Source organism: Streptomyces sp. NPDC004721 (genome assembly GCF_053601495.1).
The window spans coordinates 31,977-48,142 of record NZ_JBSGBZ010000058.1; the positions used below are offsets into that span (position 1 = coordinate 31,977).

At 69.5% G+C, this 16,166-nt stretch carries 15 protein-coding genes; 13 read left to right on the forward strand and 2 right to left on the reverse strand.

Annotation, left to right across the window (positions count from 1 at the left end; translation table 11 throughout):
- Positions 1-22 precede the first annotated feature (22 nt).
- The 13 genes from ACWEK3_RS34835 to ACWEK3_RS34895 all read left to right on the forward strand — a co-directional run bounded on the left by ACWEK3_RS34835 (position 23) and on the right by ACWEK3_RS34895 (position 14,852).
- A complete protein-coding gene (locus ACWEK3_RS34835; RefSeq protein ID WP_453251510.1) occupies positions 23-328 on the forward strand; it encodes a hypothetical protein in 306 nt (101 codons plus the stop codon).
- Entirely contained in the window at positions 329-5,146 is a 4,818-nt protein-coding gene (locus tag ACWEK3_RS34840) for a phage tail tape measure protein (RefSeq protein WP_453251511.1), read from the forward strand.
- On the forward strand, positions 5,143-6,042 hold the full coding sequence (locus ACWEK3_RS34845; RefSeq protein ID WP_453251512.1) for a phage distal tail protein: 900 nt from the start codon (positions 5,143-5,145) through the stop codon (positions 6,040-6,042). The genes ACWEK3_RS34840 and ACWEK3_RS34845 overlap by 4 nt, the downstream gene beginning before the upstream one ends.
- Positions 6,043-6,052: 10 nt before the next feature.
- On the forward strand, positions 6,053-6,994 hold the full coding sequence (locus ACWEK3_RS34850; RefSeq protein WP_453251513.1) for a hypothetical protein: 942 nt from the start codon (positions 6,053-6,055) through the stop codon (positions 6,992-6,994).
- A gap of 1 nt (position 6,995) precedes the next feature.
- Positions 6,996-8,084: a hypothetical protein gene (locus ACWEK3_RS34855; protein ID WP_453251514.1), complete on the forward strand. Its 1,089-nt coding sequence runs from the start codon at positions 6,996-6,998 to the stop codon at positions 8,082-8,084.
- A 6-nt stretch (positions 8,085-8,090) separates the two neighbouring features.
- A complete protein-coding gene (locus tag ACWEK3_RS34860) occupies positions 8,091-10,478 on the forward strand; it encodes a hypothetical protein (protein ID WP_453251515.1) in 2,388 nt (795 codons plus the stop codon).
- Between the two features lie 2 nt (positions 10,479-10,480).
- Complete coding sequence (locus tag ACWEK3_RS34865) at positions 10,481-10,654, forward strand: hypothetical protein (RefSeq protein WP_453251516.1); 174 nt, start codon at positions 10,481-10,483, stop codon at positions 10,652-10,654.
- Positions 10,655-10,749: 95 nt separating this feature from the next.
- Positions 10,750-11,112, forward strand: coding sequence for a hypothetical protein (locus ACWEK3_RS34870; protein ID WP_453251517.1), 363 nt, complete (start codon positions 10,750-10,752; stop codon positions 11,110-11,112).
- Between the two features lie 61 nt (positions 11,113-11,173).
- On the forward strand, positions 11,174-12,058 hold the full coding sequence (locus ACWEK3_RS34875) for a glycoside hydrolase family 25 protein (protein WP_453251518.1): 885 nt from the start codon (positions 11,174-11,176) through the stop codon (positions 12,056-12,058).
- Positions 12,059-12,065: 7 nt separating this feature from the next.
- A complete protein-coding gene (locus ACWEK3_RS34880) occupies positions 12,066-12,284 on the forward strand; it encodes an Acb2/Tad1 domain-containing protein (protein ID WP_453251519.1) in 219 nt (72 codons plus the stop codon).
- Positions 12,285-12,288: 4 nt separating this feature from the next.
- Entirely contained in the window at positions 12,289-12,534 is a 246-nt protein-coding gene (locus ACWEK3_RS34885; RefSeq protein WP_453251520.1) for a hypothetical protein, read from the forward strand.
- A gap of 94 nt (positions 12,535-12,628) precedes the next feature.
- Positions 12,629-12,982: a Tn3 family transposase gene (locus ACWEK3_RS34890; protein WP_453251521.1), complete on the forward strand. Its 354-nt coding sequence runs from the start codon at positions 12,629-12,631 to the stop codon at positions 12,980-12,982.
- A gap of 283 nt (positions 12,983-13,265) precedes the next feature.
- On the forward strand, positions 13,266-14,852 hold the full coding sequence (locus ACWEK3_RS34895; protein ID WP_453251522.1) for a Na+/H+ antiporter: 1,587 nt from the start codon (positions 13,266-13,268) through the stop codon (positions 14,850-14,852).
- A gap of 293 nt (positions 14,853-15,145) precedes the next feature.
- Here ACWEK3_RS34895 and ACWEK3_RS34900 read toward each other — a convergent pair whose 3' ends face one another.
- Together ACWEK3_RS34900 and ACWEK3_RS34905 are read right to left on the reverse strand one after the other, a co-directional pair.
- Positions 15,146-15,532, reverse strand: a complete 387-nt coding sequence (locus ACWEK3_RS34900; protein ID WP_376550150.1) for a gas vesicle protein — start codon at positions 15,530-15,532, stop codon at positions 15,146-15,148.
- On the reverse strand, positions 15,529-16,166 hold a 638-nt coding region (locus ACWEK3_RS34905), incomplete at its 5' end, for an SRPBCC family protein (protein ID WP_453251523.1). The genes ACWEK3_RS34905 and ACWEK3_RS34900, both read right to left, overlap by 4 nt.

Genomic DNA, 16,166 nt, shown 5'->3' on the forward strand with positions numbered 1-16,166 from the left:
CGACCCTTCCTTCCGGGCGGAGATGGAGCTGTGCCACATCTATGGAATACCGCACAGCCAGTTCACGAGGGCTGGTGACGGGCGGTGGACGGCACTGGACAGGGCCAAGGCCCTGGCGTGGCTGGCGTACACGCGGGCGGTGTGCTCCGGGTGTGGCACGAGGGCGGATGAGTGGCGGCCGGACCTGGGCGGGGACCGGTTCGCCTATGTCGCCGAGGCGAGCACCTGTCTGGGGTGCGAGCTGCTGGCGATGGAGCGGGAGCAGGTGCCGGACGGTCCGGATGGGCGCGGGGTCAAGATCGGGCTCAAGCCCAGACGGGAGCAGTAGGTGAGCAGCGCCTACAACCTGTACGTCAATCTGCAGGCCCAGACTGCCGGACTGACCGGCGGTCTGCGGCAGTCCGCTGGCCAGTTGCGGCAGTTCGACGGGCAGTTGCAGCAGGTCAACCGGACGCTGGCGGAGACGGGTACCGCGACGCAGCGGCTCGCCCGGCTGCAGGCGTCGGCGTCGGCTGACGCGGTCATCGGCCAGACGCGTGTCACCGCGGCCGTGAACCGTACCGTGGCCGCGCAGAGGGCTGCCGCCGCGGCGGCCGAGCGTTCAGGCAGGGCGCAGGCACTGTCGGCGAGGCTGGCGGCCCGGGCGGAGGCGGAGCGGGCGGCGGCGGTCGCCGCCGGCGAACGCACCCTGCGCGCGCAGGCCCTCGCGCAGAACATGGCCACTCGCGCCCAGGCCGCGACGGGCAGGGGTGCGGCTGCCGCGCAGGCCACCGCGAACGCTGCCGCCGCCGCGGCGACGCGCGCGGCGCAGGCGCAGGCACTGCAGGAGGAGCGGGCGGCTGCCGCGCAGTCCGCTGCCGCGCGGGCCTCGGGGCTGGCGGCGCGGGCCTCGCAGACCCGGCAGGCGGCCGATGCGCGGGCCGCGCAGACGTTGGCCGCACGGAATCAGGCCGAGGCCGCCGCGGCGCAGCGTGCTGCGGCGAACGCTGCCGCGCTGCGGCAGGCGCAGGCCGCTGCCACCGCGGAGGCCACGGCGGCGTCGCAGGCCCGCATCGACGGCTACCTGCGCACCGGTGTGGTGCTGTCGGCGGTCCTCGCGGCCGGTGTCCTGGGGGCGGTGAAGCTGGAGCGGCACATGGCGGACGTCATGACGATCTCCGAGCAGATCCTCCCGGAGAACGTCGGCCGCTTCACCGATCAGGTCGTCGACATGTCGAAGGGCCTGACGCAGTCCTCCAGCCAGCTCGCCGAGGGCCTGTACCAGGTCGTGTCGACCGGTTTCGACGGCGCGGAAGCGATGACGATCCTCGGCGCCGCTGCGCGGGGCGCCAGCGCCGGCATGACGACGACGGAGATCTCCGCGACGGCCCTGCTGGGTGTGCTGAAGGCGTACGGCATGCCCGCATCGAAGGCCTCCGACGTCATGGACATCATGTTCCAGACGGTCAACAAGGGTGTCATCAGCTTCGAGCAGCTGGCCCTGCATCTGGGCGACATCGTGCCGATGGCTGCCGCGGCCGGCATCAGCTTCGACGAGCTGAGTGCCGCGTACGCGGGGATCACGCTGGCGGCTGTTCCGGCGGCGGAGTCCGCGACCGGCCTGAACATGCTGATGACCCGGCTGATGCAGCCCACCACCGAGCTGACCAACCTGATCCACAAGCTCGGCTATGAGTCGACGGCGACGGCTGTGCAGCAGGACGGCCTGTACGTCGTCGTCAACAAGATCAACAAGGTGACGGGTGGCTCCGCCGAGGCCATCACCGGCCTGATGCACGACATCCGGGCCACGCGCGCTCTGCTGGCGCTGGCCGCCAACGACGGCAAGAACTACGCCGACACCTACCAGGGCATCGCCATTCAGGTGGAGCGGGCGGGCGCCACGCAGAAGGCGTTCGACCTGCAGATGAACACCACCGCCGGCCAGTGGCAGATGTTCGTCAACCGCTCCAAGGCCCTGGGTATCGACCTCGGCCGGGCGCTGCTGCCGGTGATGCAGACCCTCGGCAACGCCCTGTCGACGTTCGCGGGCGCCCTCGCGGACGCGCCGGGCCCGTTGAAGGAGATCGGCGCCGGGCTGCTGGCGCTGACGGCGACGAGCATGTTCGCCCTGGCCGGGGTGACCAGGCTCACGAGGCAGTGGCAGGAGTTCCGGGCGGCGCAGACCGCGGCCCGTGCGGGCGGATCGATGCTGCCGGTCGCGCTCAAGGGCGCAGGCCTGGCCGTGTCGGGGCTGACCGCGCTGCTGACGGTGGGTGTCCTCGCCTACGCGGCGTACTCGGCGTCGAAGGTGAAGGCGAAGCAGGCCACCGACGAACTGGTGTCGGCGCTGCGCTCTGAGCGGGAGCAGGGCGACAGCGGGGCCGGTATCCGCAAGCTGACCGAGCAGCTGACCTCCGGTGACTTCGCCGCGAAGATGCGCGCTGCCGGTGTGGACATCACCGATGCGGTGGATGCGGTCGCCAACGGCGGGTCGAAGATGCAGGGCCTGCTGCTCCAGCTGCAGTCGCAGAGCATCGAGTACAAGCAGAAGGTCCTGTCGGGCAAGGCGCCCGGCAACCAGGAGTTCGCGGGGAAGTGGGACGACGCGGCGAAGGCGCTGGGGGACGCGCACGGCCGCTGGTCGAAGGCGTTGAAGGACGAGGCTGCCCTCGCCGCCCAGATGGAGATCATCAACGCGAAGGTGCTGCAGGCCAAGTACCAGGCGGGCAAGGCGTGGACGCTGGACCTGCTGGTGCCGCCCGGTGATGACGGCCTGCCGAAGTACACCGACGACATGAAGGCGATGGCGCAGGCCCTTGGCGCCATCGTCGACCCGGCCAAGGCGTGGCAGACCGCGCAGGACAAGGTCGCCAAAGCCAACAAGAAGGCCACAGCGAGCCTGAAGGACTATCTCAAGGAGCTGCGCGGCCAGGTGCGGGCGCAGCGCGGCTTCCAGGGCAACCTGACCAAGCTGGCCATGGCCGGATACGGGGACCTCACCGACCACTTCGCCAAGCTCGGTGTGTCCTCGGCGCCGATCCTGTATGAGCTGGTCGCACAGCTCGGCAAGGGCAAGACGAAGGTCGCCGACGAGCTGGCGGCGATCGTCACCGAGTCGTCGTCCCGCTCGCAGAACGCGTTCCGTGCGGGCCTGGCGCAGCTTCCGGCGATCGCCGCCCGCTACGGCAAGAAGATCGCCGCCGAGTTCGCGGAGGCCGCCGAGACCAACGACGCGGGCAAGTTCGCCAGGGTCATGCAGAAGATGGCCGTCCATGACATGACGAAGGCGGTGAAGGCGGGCAGCTCGGCCGCCAAGACGCAGCTGTCGCGCGGCATGGGTCTGCTGGCGCAGGTCGCTGAGGAGAAGGGCGCGGCTGCGGCGACCGCCCTGCAGGGGGCCCTGCTGTCGGGTGATGTGACGACAGCTATGGACCAGCTGCATGCGATCTGGGGGGCGAACCCGCCGCTCACCGATAGCGACCTGGCCGGTGTCGTGGCCGCGTTCAAAACAGCGGGCAGCAACGCCAAGGGTGAGTGGTCGGCGATGCTGGAGCTGATCCAGCAGGTGTCCGCCCAGAAGGGCACCGCAGCCGCGCAGGCCCTCACCGCCGCGCTGCTGTCGGGCGACATGGCGGCCGTGGAGACGCAGCTCGATGCGATCGGCGCGAGCGTGCGGGAGATCCCCAACACGAAGCAGATCACCGTCTCCGTGACCCCGCCGGCGCCGGTGACGGTGACGGTCATCCCGCGTGTGGCGCCCGGCTCGAAGGTGCCGTGGGCGAACAAGCCGGTGCCGCAGGCGGACGGCGGCCTGCTCAGCTTCTATGCCGACGGCGGTGTGCGCCGTGAGCAGCATGTCGCGCAGATCGCGCCTGCCGGGTCGTGGCGGGTGTGGGCCGAGCCGGAGACCTACCCGGGGGAGGCGTACATCCCGCTGGCCCCGTCGAAGCGGCACCGGTCCAGGCAGATCTTGGAGGAGGTGGCGCACCGGTTCGGGGGGTCCATCAGGTACCACGCGCAGGGCGGCCTCTCGAACTGGACGTATTCGCCGACGGCCGGCCCGGAGCTGTACACGCTGTCGTCGATCGCGTCGGACTCGATGAAGAAGAAGGGCGACGTCATCGACCTCGACAAGTTCGCCAAGAACTTGCACAAGTCGGTGGAGCGCGCGCAGCGGTGGCGTGCGGACCTGAGGACGGTGGCCCGCCGCGCCGGCCAGGACGTCGCCGACGCGTTGGAGGCGATGGGCGCCGAGGGTGTCGCCCTGACACGCAAGATGGCCACCGGCAGCTCGAAGTACGTCAAGAGCATGTCGGCGGATCTGAAGAAGCTCGCCGCCACAGCGAAGGCCACCCTGAGCGACTACACCAGCCAGCTCGGCCTGGCCACGAAGCAGACCGCCGAGTTCCAGAAGAACCTGACGACGCTCGCCGCGCAGGGTTACGGGGATCTGGCGTCCAGGCTGGCCGCACAGGGCGACCAGGCCGCCCAGGACCTCGCGGCGGAAGCCGTGAAGAACAAGAAGAAGGCCGCGAAGGCCAACAAGGCCTCCAAGAAGGCCTCGGCGACGCTGTCCGATGAGGACCTGGCGGACCTGCTGACGATCATCGGCGCGATCAAGACGTCGAAGACGGGCATCCACCAGGTCGCCGAGGCCACCGAGCTCGGCGAGGACCGCATCATCGAGGTCGCCAACGCGGGCAAGTCCCGGCTGCAGAAGGCCCTGGGCAAGCGTGCCGCCCGGTTCCTCGCCGACCTGGCGAAGGCGAACAAGGGCCTGTCGTACGAGTTCGGTGGCGTGCTGACGCCCGGCCTGTACGCAACGAGCAACGGCCTAGTCAGGTTTGCCGAGCCCAGCACCGGGGGCGAGGCGTACATCCCGCTCGGGGCGGCGAGGCGGCCGGCTGCCACACAGGTGCTCGAGGACGTCGCCCACCGCTTCGGCTACACGCTCACCAAGCACGGGGTGACCGGCCCCGCGCGGATGGACGCCCACCCGGCCGGCGCGGTGCAGGTCGTGGTGGTGAAGGAGACGGAACGGCCGCTGATCGGCCACATGCCGGTGACCGTCAGCGGCAGCGGGGACGGCCGCTCGACGGCGCAGCACATCGGTGCGGAGGTGATGCGGCGCCTGCGTGCCGCGCAGCGAGGAGGCAAGCTGTGACGACCGCTCTTGGCGACTGGCAGTTCGACGTCGGCGGCGTGGTGATCGGGACGGGCACGCTGGTGCCGGTCGGCGACCTCAACGGGATAGGCGCCCCCGGCCAGCGCACCGCCGACGTCGACAACCCGACCGACGACGGCGGCTTCCCGGGTGTGGACCTGTTCGGGACGCGGACGCTGTCCATCGAGGCGGGTATCCGCAGCCCCGCCGATCCGGCCAAGGCGCTCGACCTGCTCGCCCAGCTGGAGGAGGTCACCGGAGACGACAAGGTCCGCAAGACGGCGGGCGCCCTCGCGGTGCTGCGCGCCAAGATGCCCGGCCGGCCAGTCAAGCGCGTGTACGGCAGGTGGCGGCGCGTGGAGGCCATCTCCATGTCGCAGGCCGTCTACGGGTGGATCCCGTTGACGCTGGAGTTCGCGGCGACGGACCCGCGCTGGCACGCCGACGAATCGCAGGCCCTGACGCTGCCGCTGGACATCTCCGACGACTCCCAGGGGTTCAAAGCCCCCGTGGTCGCGCCGATCACGACCGGGGTGTCCAGCCCCTCGCAGCGGCCCGGCTGGGTCCTCAACAACGGCAACGCGTCCGCGTGGCCGACGGTGCGCATCGACGGCCCGGTCACCAATCCGAAGGTATGGGTGGTGGAGACCGGCCGCTACCTGCAGCTGAACACCACTTTGGCGGTCGGGGAGTGGATCGAGATCGAGACCCGGCCCGGTACCCGCTGGGTGCTGCGCAACGGGTCCGGTAACGCGGCGCCGGCACTGACTGCTGGTTCTCGCCTCGACCTGTTCCAGATCCCGCCGAAGCGGAGCGAGATCCGGTGGACGGCCACCGACTACACGAACACCTGCCGCCTGACTGTGTCGTGGCGCGACGCCTACAAGGCCCTGTGAGGACACAACGATGACGCTGATCCAGCCGCCCATGATGATCAACGGGGGCACCCATCCCGCCCGCACCATGCGGATGATGATCCGTGACCTGTCGCGCGGATCGCAGGGCGTGACCGAGTACAACGACCTGAAGGTGACCCAGCAGACCACGCCGGGTGCCGGCGTGCAGGTGTCCGACGGTTCCGGGATCGTGCGGGGCAATGCCTGGGGGCAGGGCTCGTACACCCAGTACAACGTGGGCACCGCCCTGGTGCCCGTCGCCCCTACCGGGGCGCAGGGCCGCACCGACATGGTCGTGCTGCGGATCCTGGACCCCGAGTACGAGGGCGGCCTGAACCCGGCGAAGGACAACGTCGGCTACTTCGACGTGGTGTCGAATGTGTCGGCGTCGGCGACGCAGCCCCCTGCGGGCATGACGGCGATACCGCTCGCGCGCATCACGCAGCCGGCGAACTGTGCCACCGTCACCAACGCGATGATCACCGACCTGCGGTCGATCGCGAACCCGCGCAAGGACCGGGAGATCTACGTCGCTTCGCCCTCCGGGGACCAGAACTGGTCGGGCAACAAGGACGGCACGTTCGTTCAGTGGCCTGCGACTGCGAAGTGGACAATCCCCGTGCCGGTGTGGGCGGTGAAGGCCCGCATCATCTTCACGGTCGCCGCCGTACAGGTCATCAGCGGCAACGTGTGGGGCCGTGCCACGTTCAAGCTGGGCACGGTTCAGGGCCAGAGCATCAACTACGACACGGGCGCGTTCGTCGGCGGCGACAAGTCCCAGCGCGTCAACCTGATCTCCGCCGACACCATGACGGTGCCCGCGGCGATGCGCGGCACCAACCAGGTCCTGCAAGCCATGGTCTCCCTGGCCGCCAAGGAAGCGGGCTACCTCCAGGCGGACACGGCCACGACCGCGATCGCGGACGTGGAGTTCCAGGAGGGCGTGTACTGACGTGACCTCCTACCGCTACCTGACGTGCGATGCGGTGTCCGGGCAGGTCCGGGCGTGGGATCTGCCGCTGTCAGACGTGGCCTACGGGCCGGAGCTGAATGGGCCGGGGCAGATGCAGGCCACGCTGGAACCGCACCTGGCGCACGTCCTGCCCAGCATGGTCGACCCGGGCAACACGCTGATCTTCGCCGAGCGGGACTCGAAGCTGATGTGGGGCGGCCTGATCTGGCGGGCCGATCCGGTGGGCGGGAAGTACCCGATCGAGGCGGCCGGCTTCGGCTCCTACCTGGCCAAGCGGAACGACACCCACGGCAACCTCGCGGGGCGCGGCCCCTACACGAACGCCGACCCGTGCAAGCTGATCCGCGACGTGTGGGCGTACTGCCAGGCGCAGCCGGACGGCAGCCTCGGCGTCGTCGTCGACTCCACCACCTCCAAGGCGACGATCGGCACGCCGGCCGAACCGTACGCGTCGACGTGGTGGGAGACCCGCTCGCTCGCGGACATCGTCGCCGATGCGGTCGGCGTGTTCGGCGGCCCGGAGTGGACCGAGCAGGTGGCGTGGGTGGGCGACAGGCCAGAGCGGCGCATCCGGCTCGGCTGGCCGCGCCTGGGCACCCGCCGCACAGATGTGTCGTTCACGACCGGCGTGAACATAGCCTCCCAGCAGCCGGTCACCTACGACGGCGACTCCAACGCGCAGGTCGTGGTCGCATTGGGCTCCGGGGAGGGGCGGGCCCGGCTGCGTGCCATCGACGCGGTACGTGACGGGCGGCTGCGCCTGGAGAACGTGTTGGACCTGCCCACCGTGAAGGGGCAGGACCAGTTGGCGTCCAAGGCCCGCACAGCGCGTATCGCAAGCCAGACGCGCGGCGCGATCGAGCAGGTCGAACTCATCGACCATCCGGCCGCCCGGTTCGGCTCGTTCGCTGTCGGCGACGACGTGTGGGTGCAGGTCCACGACGAGTGGACCGACTACGACGGTTGGGCGCGGGTGACCGGATGGACACTCACGCCGGCGCAGAGGGACCAGCAGGAACGGATGACGGTGAGCCTCGCGCGCGCCGACTCCTTCATTTACGGAGGCTGAACCGCTGTGGCTGACACAGTCGCTGATCTGGCGGGCAGGATCGCCGCCCTGGAACGTCTGGTGCGTGACCTGGCACGCTCCAGCCGCCTGGCGAACTCCTCGATCGAGAACGGCGCCCTGACCTGGTACGACGACCTGGGCCTGCTGCGCGGCAGCTGGGGCCTACTGGGCGATGGCACGTTCGGCATGGCGGCCGTCAACGGGCCGCCCCCGCCCATACCGAGCACGCCCACCATCACCCCCGTCCTGGGGGGCGTCGCCGTCACCTGGGACGGGTCGTTCGCCGACGGCAGCGAGGCCCCGGCCGACCTCGCCTACGTGGAGGTCCACTTCTCCGCCACTGCCGACTTCGGCGACGACAAGCTGTACGCCGCGTTCTACTCGGCCGCTGGCGGCACGATGACCGTGCCCGCCAGCAGGCCGCTGTGGGTGCGCCTGGTGTGCGTGTCGACGTCGGGCGTCGAGTCCGAGCCGTCGCAGGTGGCGGGCCCGGCCGGGCCGCTGCCAGTGGTCGCGCAGGAAGTGCTGGACGGCATCGTCAACGAGCTGTCGCTGGCCGACGGTGCGGTCACCCGGGCGAAGCTCGAAGCGGGCGCGGTGGACGGTACGGTCCTGGCCGACGGCGCGGTCACCACGCCGAAGCTCGTCGCCGGGGAGATCGACGGCCTGGTCCTCGCAGCCGGGACAGTCAACGCCGACCGGCTCGTTGCGGCCAGCATCACCGCCGCGCAGATCAAGGCACTGAGCCTCACCGGTGACCGGCTGGAGTTCAACACGGTCACCGCTGACCAGCTCGCCGTGGGGACGATCACCGCGGCGTCCGGGGTGATCTCCTCCATCGACGCCGCGGTGATCAGCGTGGGGAAGATCAAGGCGTCGCAGATCGACGCGACGAACCTGGTGGTCTCGGCCGCGAACGTCAACGGCACGGTCGCCTCGGCGGCCACGGCGGGCAGCGCGGACACGGTCACCGGGTCGATCGGCTCCGGGGTGACCCTGCCGCCCACCCAGCTGGGTTCGGGGCAGATACCGCAGACCACCACCATCAACGGCGGCTCGATACTGACCGGCACGCTGGATGCGGCCGCCATCAAGGCGGGGACGATCTCCGTGGACCGCCTGTCGGCCGGTCTGGCCGGGCAGGTCGGGCAGAAGTGGTACGACTTCGGCGACTCGGCGTCCAAGTGGCTGAACCCGACGGGTGGCGGCACGATGGCGACGGTCGCTGTCGCGGACGCGCAGTCCGGTGGCAGCGTGATGCGGTGCGCCGGGTACGTAGCGGGCGCGTACCGGCCCGATGTGAAGATCCCCTTCGACCCGTCGGTGACGTACCGGGTCAGTGTCCGGGTGCGGCAGACCGTCGCCAACTCCACGCCGGGTACGAACCAGAAGCTGTATGCGGGCGTGGCCGGCCTCGCCGCGGACGGTGTCACCTTCGTCAACGTCAGCGGGGCGAACGCCATCAGCAGCCAGTTCTACGTGGCGGCCAACGCCCAGGACGTGGTGGCCGGGGCGGGCTGGGTGACGTACACCGGCTACATCAAGGGCACGTCGGCGACGCCGACGGGTTCGGTCAGGCCGAACGCGAACGCGCCTGCCGCGATCCATGCGAACGTCCGCTACCTGACGCCGATCCTGTACCTGAACTACCAGGGCGGCAATGGCACGGCCGAGGTGGACATGTTCGCCATCGAGGTCGTCGAGTCCGGCGGCATCACTGCGAGCAACATCAGGGCAGGGGCCATCGACGGGCAGACGATCACGGGCGCCGTCGTCCGGGCTGTCCGTCCCGACGGCTCGGTGGCCGCGGTCATGGCGCCGGATGTCGGCGATGGGGGGGCGGGTTTCCGGACCTCGTCAGCCGACGGCCAGACGTACGCCCAGATGCAGTCCGGGGAGGTCACGTTCGGCGCGAAGGGTGTCAACCAGCTCCTGCCGACCGGCATGACCGGCGAGGCGTCCGGCGGGACCCTGCACCTTCAGTCCGGCGTGATCTCGGGCGGTGCGCAGGCGCACATCATCCTGGCGAGCGGAGACAGCCCGCTCGCCGCCGGCGACGGCGCACCGTACATCGCCCTGCTGTGGGACGGCAGTAGTGGGCCCAAGAACGCGGACATGGTGGTGGACGTGTCCGGCATCCTGCTGCCGCGGAACATGGAGTGGGGGCGGGTCACCATCACCCCGGTGGCCAACACTCCGACATCCGTGACCGTGAGCGGTCTCAATGTGCGCGGCAAGTCCTTCACCGGATTCGCCACCCCCGTTACCACCGTGCCCGGTACGACCCTGGCCGGTGTCGGAGTGTCATCCGTGTCGGGCACTTCGCTGATCGTGTGGGTCACACGGTCGAATACAGCTGCTACGACGGTCGGTTGGGCCGTCTACGGGAGATGATCATGGACGAAGATGAAGTCGAACCGGTGATGATGAAGATCACCTGCCACACCGTGGGGTGTCCGGTAGCAGAGGAGACGTTCACCGAGCCCATGTGCCCCAACGCCAGCCCTCCGACGTTCCGCGCCGTCTGCGGGCAGTGCGGGCAGACGGTCGCCGACCTGGTGCCGGCGTAAGCATGCGCGGTCTCCGCTCCGCTGCCTGACACGGCGTCGCCCCGTGCCCGTAGACTCTTGCGTGGCGCGGGGCACGCCGAGTTGAGGAGTGCGCGGTGACACAGCCGCCGAGTGCCGAGCCCACCCTGTGGGAGCTGCACCGCACACTTCAGCTGTTGCGGGAAGACCAGAGCGACGGCATCAAGCAGCTCCGTGACGATCTGCGCGGCGACCTGGCCGCGATGAGCGCCCGCTTCGAGGAGACCGTCACCAAGGAGGTCTACCAGGCCGATCAGCGGCTGGTGGCCCAGCGGCTGAAAGCTCTGGAGGACGGGCACAAGACGGCGATTCAGGCCCGCGACACCGACCGGCAGCATGCGGCCGCCACCCGCAAGTGGGTGGTGTCGGCGTTCATTTCGCCGCTGCTGCTGATGCTGGTCCAGCTGTGGCTGACCAGCAGGCAGGGCGGCGGCCCGTAGCTGGCGTCCGCCTACAGCATCAGAGCTTGTTCATCGGCGCGGGGGCCGAAAGGGAAGACCGATGCTCAACGCCATCGACATCAGCAGTCTGCAGCCGCACCCAAAGCTGGACGGTGTGGACCTCGTCATCATCAAGGCGTCCGAGGGCCGCACCTACGCCAACCCGCTGCGGCGCGACCAGGAGAAGGCCGCCCGGCAGGCGGGCAAGCTGGTCGCCTGGTACCACTTCCTGTGGCCGGACAACATCCAGGCGCAGGCCGAGTACTTCATCAAGTGCGCCGACCCCAAGCCCGGCGACGTCCTGGCGTGTGACTGGGAGACGACGACCTCGAACACCGTGCCGTCGTGCGCGGACAAGGACGCGTTCCTCGCCGCGGTGAAGAAGCTGCGGCCCAAGCTGCGGGTCATCCTATACTGCAACCTGGACTACTGGAAGCGGCGCGACACCACCTCGCAGTGCGGTGACGGCCTGTGGATCGCCGACCCGGGTGCCGCGGCGGGCAAGCCGCGCGTGCAGCACCCGTGGCTGATCCACCAGTACGGCATCCGGAACAACACCGACGTCAACGTGGTCAACTTCGCCACGGTGCAGGCGTGGAAGGACTGGGCGGGCGTGCCCGCGCCGGTGGAGGAGCCGCCGGCGCAGCGCCCGGTGCCGGGGCCGCCCGCGTCGAAGCCCTACGTGCCGCCGGCGTTCCCGGCCGGTCTGGCGCCGGGGAAGTCGAAGCCGTCGGCGAAGCCGCTGCAGAAGGCGCTGCGCGCGGCCGGGTTCCTGAAGATCAGCGACGGAGACCTGTCGGCCACGTACGGGCCGCGCACGCAGGGCGGTGTGGGCCGGTTCTTCGCCGCGCACCCGCAGTTCCGCACCAAGGGCAAGCCGAACGATGTGGCGATCGGGCCGAAGGGCTGGAACTTCCTGTTCACCCTCGCCTACGGCCGTAAGTGAGGCCGTGGTGGACGCTGCTGACGTCATCCGCCGGTTCACGTTCCATCCGGCCGACACCGCCGAGCGCCGCCAGGCCCACGAGGACATCCGGTCCGCGTGCCTGGAGCTGGCGCTGATGCTGCACAACGAGCTGCCCGCTGGCGCGGAGAAGCAGTCGGCGATGTTCCGCCTCGAGGAAGTCATGTTCTGGGCGAACGCGTCGATCGCCCGCCAACCCAGGGAGTGAGAAGGTGCTGTACGCGTTTCTGCTGTCGCTGGTGCGGACGTTCGGGCCGGTCGTCGCCGGGTGGCTGATCACGCAGGCGCTGCGCCTGGGTGTGCCCCTGGACGGGCCGAAGCTGGTGTCGCTGATGACGGCCGGGTTCGCCATCGCCTACTACGCGGTGTTCCGTCTGGCGGAGATCCACATCAGCCGTCGCTTCGGGTGGCTGCTGGGCTGGGCGGCACCGCCTGAGTACAAGAGCCCGCAGGACTGATCCGGCCCCGGACATGACCAAGGCCCCCGCTTCCCAGCGGGGGCCTCGACCTCTTGGAGGGCTCCAGCGTAGCAGTGCCGGAACCGGCGTCCCCTTGTCGCAGCGGCTCCTCGACGAAGTCCCGTTCCGGCACCTCGCTGATGACGGCGACCAGGCCGTGGTGGTGGAGCGGCTTGGCCGGGACGCCGTCACCCCGGTCTGTTCGGACTGGGCACCAACATGGGCATCGAGCGTGGTCGCGGTGACCGGCAAGCACGGAGAGAGCGAGGCGACGCTGCGGCGGGTGCGGCACATGTTTGCCAACCGGGCCAACATGCGTGCCGCGCTGGTGAAGCTGGTGAACGCCACCTTCGCTGCCCGGGACGAGATGTGGTGGGGCAGCGGCACGGCGTGCGTCTCCGCCAGCGGCAGGTTCGACTTCTGGTCCTCGAACCTGATGGCCGAGTGACACCAGCGCTACCGCGGCCCGGGTGTGGTGATCTACTGGCACGTCGAGTGGAAGTCGGTGGGCATCGGGCCTTGGCCCAAGGCCGGGCAGCGAAAGGGCCGACGGCACCACGGCGCTGAACCGGTGCCTCGCCGGACGGAAGCCGGCGGTGCGCCGCCGTAACGACTGCCGCACCCTGGACGGTCGCGGCTCCATGTGAGCTGCATCATGGCCCGAGGTCGGTTACGTTGATAAAGCACCTGGTCAGAGGGGGTAACAAGCCGTAACCCACCGGGGACGTTCCATGACCGGCCTGACCGTCATCCTGCTGCTCGTGGTCCTGGCCACAGCCGTGACGACCGGTGCTCGGCGCTGGCGTATGCCCGCCCCTTCGCTCCTGGTGGTTGCCGGTCTGATCGTTGGGTTGATGCCCTGGGTCCCCGGGGTCCGCCTGCCGCCGCACGTGATCAGTGTGTTGGTGCTGCCGCCACTACTCTTCGCCTCGGCCGGGGAAATCTCTGTCCGTGACCTGCGCACCGTGTGGCGGCCTGTGACCGGCTTGGTCTTCGGCCTGGTTCTCGCCTCAGCCATCGCTGTCGGGTACGTCGCGCGAGCGATCACACCGCTCACCACGGCGTCCGCATTCATCCTCGGATCTGTCCTGGCCAGCACCGACCCCGTGGCGGTCTCCGCGCTCGGTCGGCGCCTTTCCCTCCCACCCCGTGTGCAGGTGATGGTGCAGGCGGAAAGCCTGTTCAACGATGCCACGTCCCTGGTCCTGTACAAGGTCGCCGTGGCCACCGCGGTTTCCAGCAGCGCCGTCACCGTGTCCGGAACCGTCGGACAGTTTCTGATCCTCGCGGGCGGAGGAGCCCTCATCGGCGCGGCTGTCGCCGCAGTGGTGACTCTCATCCGCAGACGGACCGAGGACCCCATGTTGGAGACCGTGATCGCATTGGTCACCCCGTACGCCTCGTACGTCATCGCGGACGATTCGCACACCTCCGGAGTGACTGCCGTCATTGTGTCCGGGGTCGTCCTCGGCAGCGCCGGCCACAAACTCAGCAGCGCCCCCATCCGCCTCCAGGTCCACGCCGTCTACGACACCGTGACCTTCCTGCTGGAGAGCGTCGTCTTCGCTCTCATCGGCCTCGAACTCCCCTCTCTCGTCCGTCAGCTCGCGCACGACGAGCACGGCTGGCCGCTGTGGGTCCCGGTGATCGTCTTCACTCTGCTCACGATCCGCCTGCTGTGGATCTTCCCGCTCTCCGCCCTGATCCAATACCGGCACAGAGAGGGCGAAAGTCGCCTCTCCTGGCGCGTTCCGGCCGTCCTGTCCTGGGCAGGCACCCGAGGTGTCATGCCGCTGGCCGCCGCACTCTCCATCCCTCTGACCACCCACACAGGGGCGCCGCTGCCGCACCGGGCCCTCATCCTCATGCTCACCACCGGGACCGTCGCGCTCACCCTCATCTTCCAGGGGTTCACCCTCGCCCCTGTCGTACGCCTCTCCGGCATCGCTCTGGAGCCGGAGCACTCCGTGCGCGAGGAGGTCCGGACCCGCCGACACATTGCGAAGGCCGCTCTCGAAGAGCTCAAACAGCTTGGCGATCTGGATCAGCTCGCGGATCTGGGTGCCGCCGCCGAGACCGCCTTGAGACAGGCCCGTCGCCAATTGGAGGCGCGCATCCACCAGGCCGAAGATGCCCACCACAGCGACCCGGACGCCCGTCCTGCCGACGCCTACCGCGAGGTACGTCGGACACTCATCGCAATCGAAGCGGCCGAGCTCCAGCGCCTCTACAAAGCGAACAAGATCAGCAATGCCACCCGGCGCCGGATCCAGCGGGAACTCGACCTCGAAGAAGCCAGCCTCCGCGCCCGCGGCTGACCAGCAGTCCCGGTAATCCCTAGCTACTTCTCTGACCGGGGACGTTCGCCGGAACGGCTGTGGTCGGCCCCGGACGGCTTCCCCAGAGTGGATCAAGCCTGCCGATCACGCCCGGCGAAGTGCCAAGCCCGACCCGGTGCGCGTTCCTCTCGTCGCTCCGCCAAGCGTGACAGCGTGCCCGACAACATTCGCCGAGTTGTTCGATCACGAGGCGAGGGCTGGTCTGCCGCCCCAGCGGATGCCCAGGGGCACGCCGACGGGGCGGCAGACGGCGTAGACGTACCGCAGTCCGGTCATGGTGCCTCCTTGCGGGCACGGTCCTGGTCCACGCGGCCCCGGGCCAGGCGGTCCGGCTCCGGTCGGCCGCGGTCCAGCTCCAGTTCCCCCAGTCGCGCCAGCCGCTCATGCAGCTTGGCGTTCTCGCGGGCGAGTTCGTCGCGGCGGGCGCGGGAGGAGAGCGCAGGGTCGCTCTCCCACCAGTCGATGCCCATTTCCTTGGCCTTGTCGACCGAGGCGACGATGAGCCGGATTTTGATGGTGAGCAGTTCGATGTCGAGCAGGTTGATGCGGATGTCGCCCGCGATGACGATGCCCTTGTCGAGCACGCGCTCGAGGATGTCGGCGAGGTTGGCGCCGCTGCTCGGACCGTACGGTTCGGGCAGTCGGCCGGGCGTCGTCATCGGCGGCTCCCGCCCTCGGCGTACTCGTACCCGGGCGCTTCCTCTTCTTCCTCGGGCTCGTACTCTTCCTCAGGCTCCTCCTCGGCCTCTTCCTCAAGTTCCTCCTCGGGTTCTTCCTCCTCGGCCTCGTACTCGGCGTTCTCCTCCTCGGCGTACGGCTCCTCCTCGCCCTCGGCGGCCTCCTGCTGCTCCTGGGCGACCGCGTCCTCGTGGCTGCGGACGACCTCGCCGTCGCGGATCTCGCCGCGCCAGCCCTCGTCGGCCTCTCCCTTGAGGGTGACGAAGCGGACGTAGTTCTTCAGGTCCAGCCGGGCGCGGCGGCCCTGGGCCCGCCAGATGTTGCCGGTCTTCTCGAAGAAGCCGCTCGGGTAGTACTCCATGACCAGCAGGACCCGGGTGAGGTTCTCCTCGAGGCGGTGGAAGGAGACGACGCCCTTCGTGGTGCCCTTCGCTCCCTCCGACGTCCACTGGATGCGCTGGTCGGCCACCTGCTCGGTGGTGTGGGCCTTCCAGCTTCGGCTGGACCAGAACACCTTCAACTGCCAGTCGGAGGAGGTGTCGTCGGCGCGGCTCGCGCTCTTGACGCCCTTGGCGAAGGTGCTGAAGTCCTGGAACTGGGTCCACTGGTCGTAGG

Coding starts and splice junctions, on each gene's coding strand:
- ACWEK3_RS34835 (WP_453251510.1), top strand. CDS start 23: ATGGAGCTGTGCCACATCTATGGAATACCGCACAGCCAGTTCACGAGG.
- ACWEK3_RS34850 (WP_453251513.1), top strand. CDS start 6,053: ATGACGCTGATCCAGCCGCCCATGATGATCAACGGGGGCACCCATCCC.
- ACWEK3_RS34865 (WP_453251516.1), top strand. CDS start 10,481: ATGGACGAAGATGAAGTCGAACCGGTGATGATGAAGATCACCTGCCAC.
- ACWEK3_RS34875 (WP_453251518.1), top strand. CDS start 11,174: ATGCTCAACGCCATCGACATCAGCAGTCTGCAGCCGCACCCAAAGCTG.
- ACWEK3_RS34895 (WP_453251522.1), top strand. CDS start 13,266: ATGACCGGCCTGACCGTCATCCTGCTGCTCGTGGTCCTGGCCACAGCC.
- ACWEK3_RS34900 (WP_376550150.1), bottom strand. CDS start 15,532: ATGACGACGCCCGGCCGACTGCCCGAACCGTACGGTCCGAGCAGCGGC.